This window comes from Massilia sp. IC2-477 (genome assembly GCF_020707265.1).
GTDB lineage: Bacteria > Pseudomonadota > Gammaproteobacteria > Burkholderiales > Burkholderiaceae_D > Telluria.
Window position 1 is genome coordinate 1 of record NZ_JAJFEQ010000023.1, and the last position, 9,926, is coordinate 9,926.

Below are 9,926 nucleotides of genomic sequence, written 5' to 3' on the forward strand. Positions count from 1 at the left end.
AAAAAAGCGAGCACGGCGCCGACCGCCGCCGAAGTATCGACAGCGCAAGGGATAGCCCCGGTAACGGAGGGCACAACTGGCGACACACCCAAAGCCGCATAATGACGAAGTGCGCGAACAGCTGCCGTGGCCCTGCAGGTAGGGCCAAAGCAGAGTCACTAAGGTCGCAGTTAGCAATCTTGATTCGTCAGTCCAACCATTGATTTACTATTGATAAAATAGGTTATCAAGAGTAAAGTGATTCGGCGAAGGCCGACTGATCTTTGCGTCGCAAAAATCAGTCCGAGCCGGGTTAGTTGCTTGGACGACAAGAGGACGAGTTAGAAGAGCGGCAGGACCTTGACCAGGGCGAGCACGGCCAGACCGAACTTGATGACGACTGTCAGCAAAGCCAGGATGGCGGTCACAATGGCGATCTTGTCTTTGTTCATCTAAAACTCCGGGCGTAAAAAAACCCGCGCGAGGCGGGCAACAAAAAAGCCGCACAAGGGCGGCTTGGGTTGACGCAGGTTTTGCATCTAACACATCAATACTACAGGAACTTGCTGTTAAACCGTAGGAAACAAAAAAGCCAGCGGTTCGTTGAACGGCTGGCTTGACATTCCCTAGAACGCCGCGGGCTCCCATCAGGGAACCATTACGCGTCAGTCGACGGGAGCAAATTGTTGAGTAAACGATCTGGACACAAAAATCGAGTGTATAAAAAATTGTAGTCTACCGTACAGTTTTGTACAAGGGCCTGCGAAGCATGATGAATGACAAGATGAACATGGCGCCAGGGCTGACAGTCGTTACGGTGACCTCGCCCAATAGACTGACGATGCGCGACTTCCAGCAGCTGGCCGAGGTGCCGCCGGCGTTAACCTGGTTCGCCAACATCGACACCCCGGAAACGCGGCGCGCCTACCAGGCCGACGTCCAGGAATTTATGACGTTCGCCGGCATCGATGATCCGTACGCGTTTCACCAGGTCGGGCGCGCCCACGTCCTTGCCTGGCGCAAGGACCTCGAGCACCGCAGCCTGGCCGCGGCTTCGATCCGGCGCAAGCTGGCAGCGCTGTCGTCGCTGTTCGATGCGCTGTGCGAGGCCAATGCCGTCCAGGGCAATCCGGTCGATGGCGTAAAGCGGCCGCGCCTCGATAGTCAGGAGGGTAAGACGCCGGCAATCGCTGATCACCAGGCGCGCGCGCTGTTGGAGGCACCCGACGCCTCGACGCTGGCCGGCCTGCGCGACCGCGCGATGTTGGCCACCTTGCTGTATCACGGCCTGCGTCGTGCCGAGTTGTGCGCGTTGCGCCTAGTCGACCTTCAGGACCGGCGTGGTGTACGTCACCTGCAGGTGCACGGCAAAGGCCGCAAGATCCGCTACGTCCCGCTGCATCCAGCGGCGTCCAGCGCGATTGCCGCCTATTTGGATGCGGCGGAACATGGGAACGATAAGGCTGCGCCACTGTTCCGCCCCGTGAGCAACAACGCGCGGGGCGTTCGGGCAATTACGCCCGATGGTGTCTACAAAGTCCTCGCGAAATATGCGGCTGCTGTTGGCATTGAAGTGGACGGCTTCGGGCCGCATGCGCTGCGCGCTACGGCCGCCACCAACGCGCTCGAACACGACGCCGACATCGCCAAGGTACAGCAGTGGCTGGGGCACGCGAACATCTCCACCACGCGGGTGTACGACCGGCGCCAGGAGCGGGCCGAGGACAGCCCGACATTTAAGGTCACGTATTGAAATCTCATATTTACATATATTGTCAAACCATTGATGGCAATATAATCCTTTGTGTATGTTTATTTTGATGCTCAACAAGCATTTGAGCACGATAGATTTTAGCTCCAGACATAAGAAAAATATATGCGTATGGCGCAAAGACAGCCAAACTAATAATGAATGCTATTAATGCACCTTTAAGATCCATGTGGAAGTAAGATGAAAAGAGCAAAGGCGAGAATGCAGCAAAAGCAAATGCAATGTAAAGAAGCAGATATGCATACATTCGCCACCGCCGTGACCATTTACTCTTATATTTTTCTTTGAATTTTATTTGAAGATTTCCGTGATTAGGGAGATGTTCAATATATTTTTTACCCATCACATAATCTTTGAGTGCACGTTCCGGGCGCGTGAGAGAAAGTAAATATTCAACTTCTTCGCCAGTTATTGCGTTATCTCCTGCAATTGCTTGGTAACCTTTATCTCTTAAATAGGGATGAATATTTTTATTTTCATTACTAAATTCAAGAAATTCTTTTGCAAATTTATACTCTTCTCGTGATTTACTACGTCGTCCTATTGACAGGTCATACAGACCTTTTGCAGCACCGACGAGACCAATACACACAGTAGCAATCTTAACAACCAAATCATAATCCATATTTAATTTATCGTGCCTAGTTGAAAATATATTCATATTAACATTTCTACAGGGAAACTATCAAGTACTTTGATGCTGTTGGCCTCAAGTTTGCCGTGCGTGACCATGTGCTCCACTCTTTAAGGGCATTAGTAGAGGTAAAATTTCTGGTATACAGGTTTTTCCCTTTATTTTCAAAAGCTTAAGGTATCCTTGTATTACAAGAAAAATCCTTGTATACAATGAAACCCAGCAACCATGAGGGTTGCAAGCACATTTGTAATGTGCGTATGGTGTGTAGGGGTTAAGAACGACTATTTCAGCAGTGCATCACATTGAATATTTAGCAACAAAACCACCTGAGAGCGTCTCAAAAGAGTGTATCCCTCATCGGTTCGGATCTGACTGAGAACAGTTACTGTTTATTTCACAATATTTCGGGTAATTGCACAAAATTGCAAAAAATTTCATCTTTTTTCACATAATTTCAGCTTATTGCAAAATATTTCATTCGGAACTTTATGAACGCAGAAATTATAGAGCTCAGTGAACAACGCGAGCGCCGTCGCTACATTGCACTGGCCCACGCTTCCGGCGACTGGCAGGAGACCAAAGCTTCGTTTGCGTTATCGGGGATTATTCTCGACGAAAGTAACGCCGAGATCGCTGGGCGCATGATCGCAGGCGAGATGACACTAAAGGAAGCGCAGAGGGTAATCCTGTGTCGACTCAATGTTATAGAGAAGCCAATGTGATAGACATGGAGTCTCGATTGCCGAAGTCATATTCCGCGAACCTTCTGCTCAGAACGTTTACGCGGCTGATGTCGATTCCATCTATAAACGCGACTACACAAGAAAAAAGCGACTGACTAAAGGTTTCGGTGTGCGGTACTGCTGAGGTACACTGCCCGATGAACTTCCACTATCGGCCAATAGCAGTCATCGCGTAACTACACGGCATGCCCTATGGCTTCGTGCTCATTTTATTTCGGACAGAACTATGACGAATGGTCGAGTACCAAACAAACGAAAGTTGGCTGAATTTCTAAACGCGGCACATCGAAACGAGCAGCAGATCATAGAGCAGCATCCGCAAATCTATGCATTGATGGACAGGCTTCAACAGAGCTTTGAAAACATACTAGGAGGCTTGTATGAAGGTCCGCCGACTCCTGCTCTCCTTGTACTTACTGCGCACGGTTACTTCTTGGCGGGGGTAAGAATTGCCCTTGCTGGGCAAATGCCGCCTGTTTTTCCTGTGTTACGCGCAGGACTGGAGAGTGTTTTATTCGGTTTGATAATGACAGCGGACCCAAGTAAGGAACAAATTTGGGCGAAGAGGGCAACGAGTAAGTCAGCCGACGAGAAGTGCCGTAAAACCTTTACGGCGTCGAATGGACTACGGGAGTTAGTGAAGTTCGATCCTGAACTCCACAAAGGGGTGGAGACGTACTATTCTATGGCGATAAATTCTGGTGCGCACCCTAATGTTGGGGCAGTTTTTCCACACATGAACATTGAGGATGGCGGGACATATTGGCTAGCGCAGATACGATGCATTCATCCAGCGGACTCTCTCGCTGTGTTCGACACCATCAGATACGCAGTTACGGTAGGGGCGTATATGTTAGCAATGATGTCTTATGTAATGGATGGGCACGCGCCGGCAAAGGAAGCATACGATGACGCGCACACGATCATTGGGGAGCTAAATAAAATGCTCGGCTCCGACAACACAAACCAATAGCTTGACCCGGAAGTCTTATTATTTCTTGGGCCAGTGAATAAGAATTCCAAGCTTGTCGTTTGTGGGGCCAGGAGGTATGCGACTCAGCGGTCTCGATAGCCTGCTTTGGGTCGGAAGTAGCCTCTCATACAGTGGCATCCAACCGTGACCAGAGGGTTGCGGCCACCCCAGCCAAATCAGGCGCGCTTTTTGATGATTCCCAGACCTGGTCGCGGCGTTTCGTGGAGGCAGTCGCGCAACTTCGTGTAGCTCCGTCCTTGAAGACCACTTGCTAGTCGCGTTAATAGATGGAAGTGGCAGCTGGCGGCACTCCCTGCCGCCAGCCCTTCCTCGATCTACCCTAGAACACTCATCCCTCAAATTTCGATACAGCCAAGGCGATGAATGCAGGCCGGCTAAGCCCACCCAGTTCGGCCCGCTTACGGTCCATCGCTTCAATGACCTGATCTGGCAACGTTAAGCTGATAGCTGTCTTGCGGCTGCGGCCCTGGCCCTTTGCCAGTTCCTGGGAAACTGGTGTTGGCGCCACTGGTGCGTCGACTGGCGACGACGCACGCGCATCCGGTGCACTGTTAATGAATCGTTCAATAGCAGCCTCGTTTCCCTGTTGAGCTGGTATGGACGGCTTTGCGATGATTCGGCTATTTCTACTCATTTTGATATCTCGTTTAAATTAACTTGATTTCATCTTGATATTAAGTGAATATCAAGATGACGCGATATTAGGCTGTAGTGATGAACTCCAAGAGCGCTGCGACTTCGCGCCGCAGCACTGGATCGGCGCTCTTGAATTCGCTGACATGCTGCCCAGCTGCACTCGCATGGGCTAAGGACTTGCGATCGCCGATCGACACAGGTGAGATCTGGTAGCCATATCGGCCAATATCCTCGATTGCCTGCTTGTTGTCCGCGTCCTGGTTGGCTGGGTCAGCCTTGTTTAAGAAGGCCAGGACTTTGAAGTCGCGCATGGCCTGCACCTCGCGCACCAGGGCTGCCATATTCTCGAAAGCCCACACATCGAAAGTCCGCGGCGCGAATGGAATCACTAGGACGTCGGCTACCGATAACGCGGCGCGCAGCGCGCCGGAATCCTTCGCACCTACATCGATTACAACGTCATCGTACATATCAGCCTGGAGCTTGACCTGCTGGCGCAGGGTTTGCCCTTCCGATAGTTCACAAGCAGCGATGCCTGGTAACCCACTGTTGGCCCGTACAGTGAGAGCCAACAGCATGGATGTCTGATCCCCATCTCCATCAACCGCCCAAACGCGACGGCCCTTGAGCGAAAGGCCAGTTACCAGCTGCACAGCTGTAGTCGATTTGCCAATTCCGCCTTTTTTGTTCGCCACTACATAAATCGCCATGTGTCCTCCAATGAGTTAAACGATATCGTTATGATTGTATGTAGATATCGAGTTGATATCAACTAAATAGCAAGATGATGTATTAACGTGGTTGGCGGCTGTTGCAGCTGGGCCCACCAGGTTCGGCACTGGCGATCATTTACCGCCTCATGCAAGGCATCAACCAAATGTGGCGCCAGCGCGGTTGGCACGAGGCTGGCTAGCGGCGCTGATCGCGCGCTGCAGTTCGAGCTGTGGATCCTGGCCGCATGCGCATCTGGTCGCTGCAGTGCGCTGACGACGGCCACTTCAGCTGTTAACCAGCTTGTCACTTCTCGGCTGCGATAGAGGGTCATAGAGGCGTTTTTTCGATACCAGATGAAGCAAGACTAAGGGACGCTGACAAAAACTTAACCCTGGGCCTCCTATCGCGTCCCAAGCCTCCTCCTATGTTGTCCTGGCCTCTCATTTTGCTTCGATTGCAGCTCGATAACCTTTATTCGACTACGTAGCCTAAGCCCTCCACATACTGGAAGACCATTCATCCGGTGCATATTAGCTGCGCATCATCACGTCATGTTGCGGGCCGCCGGTTTGCCGGCGGTGAGGCGGTAGGAGCCGGCCCGGTAGGGCTTGGCCTCTTGCGGCCAACTCCGTAGCCCGCCGAAAGCATGGTGTGATTCAGCGGTGGTTGCGTTTTGTGTTTTGCCTACACGCCTGTGGCGCGTTCTAGCCCGTTTGCGGGCTGTCGATAGCCAGGAGGGGAGCCGGCTTGACCGGGGAACCTCGCGCAGCGGGGTGCCCGGCCGTAGGCCGCTTTACTGAGTTTCTGAGGGAGTTGAAGTCAAATTTTCGCGTACGCGGTTTCTTGTTTTTTGTTTCTCTGTTTCATTGTTTACAAAGATTCGGACATTTTCCGGGCTAGCTCGGACATTTTCCGGGTGAGCCGGACATTTCCCGGGTCTTATCCACATTCGGACAGTTGACAAACAATGTCCGCAATACCATAATCGGACACCGTTATTTGAAAGCCCGGATAACCCGGACCATGTCCGAAAAAGGGAGCAAGGTGAAGCTACAACACGTTCATAAACTCGACGCCGAACAGCCAATGGTAGAGCTGCAGGTGAACATGAGCAATGCCTTGACGCGCAGCGCTCACGGCCTTTCCTTGGCAGAGAAGCGCATCGTGGCGGCGTGTATTGCCAAGACAGATCAAATGCCGAACATGACCCAAGTACGCGAGCGCGGCGCCTGGTCGGTCCGGCTTTCTGCTGCTGACTATGCCGATACCTTCAACGTGGATATGAACACGGCCTACGAACAGCTTCAGGATGCATCAGAGAACCTGTTCAATCGCTATATCCGTACCACGCGCAAGACGCGTAAGGGCGTTGAGGAATACAAGTTCCGATGGATCGGCAGTGCGCGGTATCACAAGGGGGAAGGCTGGGTCGAGCTGGATTGGTGGCATGAAGTGGTGCCGCACCTGTTCGGCCTGCGCCGCGAGTTCACTAGTTACAAGCTCAAGCAGGCGTCAGCCCTTCGCTCCTCCTATTCCTGGCGGCTTTTTGAAGTCTTTCAGTCGTGGCAGAACACTGGCAAGTATCAGCCGACTATCGAAGAGTTTTGCACCGCCATGGATGTGCCCGAGAGCTATAGGAAGGACTTCAAGTCCATCCGCACTAGGGTAATCGAGCCGGCAGTGGACGAACTGATCCAGAAAAACAACATGCTCATCAAATGGGACACGGTTCGCGCCGGCCGCAAGGTCATCGGCTTGGAATTCAAATTCAGCAGTAACCCGCAGCAGCGTCTGGCAGTCGATCCAGAGTAAGTACAAACACGTCTATTCGGACATTTCCCGGGTTGATGCAGCCGGAATTGATAGCAAGTTGATGTATTTATACATCAACTTGCTATCACGTTGATAGGATGTTGATATCTTTTATGCTCTTCTATGTTCATACATTCGGACATTTTCCGGGTTATTGAGGTTTTATTAGTTTCTTTTGGCTAACATTTGGCTGCTGTTTCCTTAGCATCCTAAGGCCTAGGCTCGTAGATAAGCGGCGTAGACGTTGGCCCCGGTGCCCAATCCTTCAAACTGTTGCATCCACCGGGCCTGTTCTGCCTTGTCTAATGCGTTCCACCAAGAGATGCCTGCCGCTTCCTCGACCACCACAAGGAATAAACCTCCCCCACTTCTGCAGGCTTGTCCAACAGTCGCCGCCCGAAGCGGCTGGACGTGGATTGATCTCGTAGGCTTACGCCATGACTATTCGTCCTCGACGTCGATTTCGCGCAAGCGCCGACCGAGGCCCAGCTCGGCGACCATATGCGCCCGTTGGCGGTTTAGCTCGAGCGCGTCCTCGGGCTGCAGCAGGCTGACGCTTTCCATGCTTGTGTAATTTCCAAAACGCAAAGTGCTCGGCACCTTATAGCAAAGTGTTAATCACTCCTATAGTAGGTGTAGGAGGCGATTAGACATAAAGCCCGACCAGGCGCACACTATTCCAGTACCTGCATTACTTTTTTACATCTCGTACACTATCTCTGCCTACTGGCAATCACTAACCTAGATGGAGTTGATAATGAGCAATGTTCTTCGATTCAAGCGCTCTGTTCCACCAGCAGCACAGCCGCGGAAAAAAGATCCCTGGTGTGCGAAGCTAGTAATGGAAGATGGGCGCCAGATTGCTGGCGGCGCTGCCCGCGAAGCACGACTGAAAGCGGCTGGGGGAGTTGAAACGGTGATGCGCGAAGTGTTCGACCGAGCAAGCGCACTGGCATCAGCACGCAAAACCGGCTGATGCGATGGTTCACCTAGACAGAGAGTCATCAAGCGCCGCATAAGTGCGGCGCTTTTTTTTCGTCCGTTACCACCGTTGATCAGTAAAGCTCATGTTCACTTGGTGAGGCTACAGCACACATGGCGTCAAAAAGACAAAAGCCCGAATCTTACGATCCGGGCTTTTGCGGTCCCCTAAGGGAAAAAATTCTACTACGGGCCACAAGGGCGAATGACAGCATTGTGCCAAACAAAGCGAAGCTTAACAACATGGGGAGTCATGTAGGTCTAGGGGAAGTTTAGCCTATATGTCTACGCTACTTATCCGCTTTGCACTTAGTAGTACTTAGGGCGACGTTTCCGACTCCCCACCCCAAGTCATTGATGTCCACTCCCCCCTAGACAAAAAATGACGTGAAATAACTTGTTTGACAGCGCGACTAAGCGTATCGTGGTCATCCATAATTTGCAAGAGCCCGTTATGACAAGTCCAGAAGAAGCAGTAGATAGTACAGAGCGCCCAAAAAAGGAAGGGCAACAAACGTCCGCTAAAAAATGGGGCAAGCCGGTTTTGGGCTTGGGGTTTTGCGTTGTCCCATCACTGTTGCTACGCGCCCAGGCGAGGCTGGGCATCAGTCCCGTCCAGTTGGCGATCCTCCTGCACATCATTGACCACTGGTGGTACGCAGAACTGTTGCCGTTTCCCAGCAAAGCAACAATTGCCGCTCGCTGCAACTTGAGCCCTCGACAGGTTCAGCGTTACTTGGCTGAACTTGAGACCCGTGGCTACCTCAAGCGAATCGATCGATTTGTCGACCACCGGGGACAACTCAGCAACTACTACGATCTGTCGGGCTTGGTGGCACAACTGAAAAAGCTGGAGCCGGAATTTACCTCTGTCGAAGAGGTACGTAGACAAGTTGCGAAAAAAGGGGGCCTATCCGCAGTACAGCGCAGTCTGACAAGACCTGGAGAGAGTGGTTCCACTCCTAATACGTAAAAGAAGAAAGATTATAGTTATGCCAATTAATTACTATCCAAAAACAGGGGAAATTCTTGAATGCAACTTCGGCCCTGATTACCCCCGTACGGCCACCGGCGAGGTGGACAGGTCTGCCGCATTGACAACTAGCGGTAACCTACCACCTGAAATGGTCAAGAACCGCCTGGTAGTGGTGTTGAATGGCAAATTGAGCGAAGGCTGCATGGTAGTGCCGTTGTCGAAGACCGCAGCCCAAGGCAAGGTGGCCGATGGGTTGCACGTCCTGGTTGCTGCGAACCTTATCCCCGGCCATTCCTATTTCGCGGTATGCGATCGTTGGGCATGTGGCGAACAAGTGCAGCAGGTCAGCAAGCTGCGGCTGCAAACCTTCCACCCGAATCGTGCTCAACGTCCTGTACTGCCGCTTGAAGCGATGAATGCAATCAAGCGGGCAGTGGTGAAAGCCATCAGGGCAGGGGATCTCTTGGCGCCAGTAATCGAGGAGCCAGCCGCGCCAGTGCCTGAACATGCCGCACCTGTCAATAGCATGGTGGCCGCATTCGAAGCTGCGCAGGCAAAAAAAGCGAGCACGGCGCCGACCGCCGCCGAAGTATCGACAGCGCAAGGGATAGCCCCGGTAACGGAGGGCACAACTGGCGACACACCCAAAGCCGCATAATGACGAAGTGCGCGAACAGCTGCCG

General features: G+C 52.2%; 11 protein-coding genes. 7 read left to right on the forward strand and 4 right to left on the reverse strand.

Going from position 1 to position 9,926, the window contains the following annotated elements; all coding sequences use genetic code 11:
- Nucleotides 1-748 precede the first annotated feature (748 nt).
- Nucleotides 749-1,732, forward strand: coding sequence for a tyrosine-type recombinase/integrase (locus LK542_RS24515; RefSeq protein WP_227813947.1), 984 nt, complete (start codon nt 749-751; stop codon nt 1,730-1,732).
- Nucleotides 1,733-1,754: 22 nt separating this feature from the next.
- Here LK542_RS24515 and LK542_RS24520 read toward each other — a convergent pair whose 3' ends face one another.
- Nucleotides 1,755-2,375 (reverse strand): hypothetical protein, encoded by a 621-nt coding sequence (locus tag LK542_RS24520; RefSeq protein WP_227813948.1) that lies wholly within the window; start codon nt 2,373-2,375, stop codon nt 1,755-1,757.
- Nucleotides 2,376-2,875: 500 nt separating this feature from the next.
- On the opposite strand from LK542_RS24520, the gene LK542_RS24525 reads away from it, so the two are divergent.
- Both LK542_RS24525 and LK542_RS24530 read left to right on the forward strand, forming a co-directional pair.
- A complete protein-coding gene (locus LK542_RS24525; protein WP_227813949.1) occupies nt 2,876-3,109 on the forward strand; it encodes a hypothetical protein in 234 nt (77 codons plus the stop codon).
- A 247-nt stretch (nt 3,110-3,356) separates the two neighbouring features.
- Nucleotides 3,357-4,103, forward strand: a complete 747-nt coding sequence (locus LK542_RS24530; protein ID WP_227813950.1) for a hypothetical protein — start codon at nt 3,357-3,359, stop codon at nt 4,101-4,103.
- Between the two features lie 349 nt (nt 4,104-4,452).
- Here LK542_RS24530 and LK542_RS24535 read toward each other — a convergent pair whose 3' ends face one another.
- Nucleotides 4,453-4,758: a ribbon-helix-helix domain-containing protein gene (locus LK542_RS24535; RefSeq protein WP_227813951.1), complete on the reverse strand. Its 306-nt coding sequence runs from the start codon at nt 4,756-4,758 to the stop codon at nt 4,453-4,455.
- Between the two features lie 67 nt (nt 4,759-4,825).
- Nucleotides 4,826-5,470, reverse strand: a complete 645-nt coding sequence (locus LK542_RS24540; protein ID WP_227813952.1) for an AAA family ATPase — start codon at nt 5,468-5,470, stop codon at nt 4,826-4,828.
- Nucleotides 5,471-6,497: 1,027 nt separating this feature from the next.
- Here LK542_RS24540 and LK542_RS24545 point away from each other — a divergent pair.
- Entirely contained in the window at nt 6,498-7,286 is a 789-nt protein-coding gene (locus tag LK542_RS24545) for a replication initiation protein (RefSeq protein ID WP_227813953.1), read from the forward strand.
- A 441-nt stretch (nt 7,287-7,727) separates the two neighbouring features.
- Here the strand turns inward: LK542_RS24545 and LK542_RS24860 are convergent, their stop codons facing one another.
- Entirely contained in the window at nt 7,728-7,850 is a 123-nt protein-coding gene (locus LK542_RS24860) for a hypothetical protein (RefSeq protein ID WP_267877573.1), read from the reverse strand.
- A gap of 193 nt (nt 7,851-8,043) precedes the next feature.
- On the opposite strand from LK542_RS24860, the gene LK542_RS24550 reads away from it, so the two are divergent.
- The 3 genes from LK542_RS24550 (at nt 8,044) to LK542_RS24560 (ending at nt 9,901) form a co-directional block, all read left to right on the forward strand.
- A complete protein-coding gene (locus LK542_RS24550; RefSeq protein WP_227813954.1) occupies nt 8,044-8,262 on the forward strand; it encodes a hypothetical protein in 219 nt (72 codons plus the stop codon).
- Between the two features lie 459 nt (nt 8,263-8,721).
- Nucleotides 8,722-9,240 (forward strand): helix-turn-helix domain-containing protein, encoded by a 519-nt coding sequence (locus LK542_RS24555; RefSeq protein ID WP_227813955.1) that lies wholly within the window; start codon nt 8,722-8,724, stop codon nt 9,238-9,240.
- 19 nt (nt 9,241-9,259) lie between these two features.
- Nucleotides 9,260-9,901: a type II toxin-antitoxin system PemK/MazF family toxin gene (locus LK542_RS24560; protein WP_227813956.1), complete on the forward strand. Its 642-nt coding sequence runs from the start codon at nt 9,260-9,262 to the stop codon at nt 9,899-9,901.
- The last annotated feature ends 25 nt before the right edge of the window (nt 9,902-9,926 follow it).

Bases quoted from the DNA above. Each gene is read 5' to 3' on its own strand.
- LK542_RS24520 (WP_227813948.1), bottom strand. From the start codon at position 2,375: ATGGATTATGATTTGGTTGTTAAGATTGCTACTGTGTGTATTGGTCTC.
- LK542_RS24530 (WP_227813950.1), top strand. From the start codon at position 3,357: ATGACGAATGGTCGAGTACCAAACAAACGAAAGTTGGCTGAATTTCTA.
- LK542_RS24550 (WP_227813954.1), top strand. From the start codon at position 8,044: ATGAGCAATGTTCTTCGATTCAAGCGCTCTGTTCCACCAGCAGCACAG.
- LK542_RS24555 (WP_227813955.1), top strand. From the start codon at position 8,722: ATGACAAGTCCAGAAGAAGCAGTAGATAGTACAGAGCGCCCAAAAAAG.
- LK542_RS24515 (WP_227813947.1), top strand. From the start codon at position 749: ATGATGAATGACAAGATGAACATGGCGCCAGGGCTGACAGTCGTTACG.
- LK542_RS24545 (WP_227813953.1), top strand. From the start codon at position 6,498: ATGTCCGAAAAAGGGAGCAAGGTGAAGCTACAACACGTTCATAAACTC.
- LK542_RS24560 (WP_227813956.1), top strand. From the start codon at position 9,260: ATGCCAATTAATTACTATCCAAAAACAGGGGAAATTCTTGAATGCAAC.
- LK542_RS24540 (WP_227813952.1), bottom strand. From the start codon at position 5,470: ATGGCGATTTATGTAGTGGCGAACAAAAAAGGCGGAATTGGCAAATCG.
- LK542_RS24535 (WP_227813951.1), bottom strand. From the start codon at position 4,758: ATGAGTAGAAATAGCCGAATCATCGCAAAGCCGTCCATACCAGCTCAA.
- LK542_RS24525 (WP_227813949.1), top strand. From the start codon at position 2,876: ATGAACGCAGAAATTATAGAGCTCAGTGAACAACGCGAGCGCCGTCGC.
- LK542_RS24860 (WP_267877573.1), bottom strand. From the start codon at position 7,850: ATGGAAAGCGTCAGCCTGCTGCAGCCCGAGGACGCGCTCGAGCTAAAC.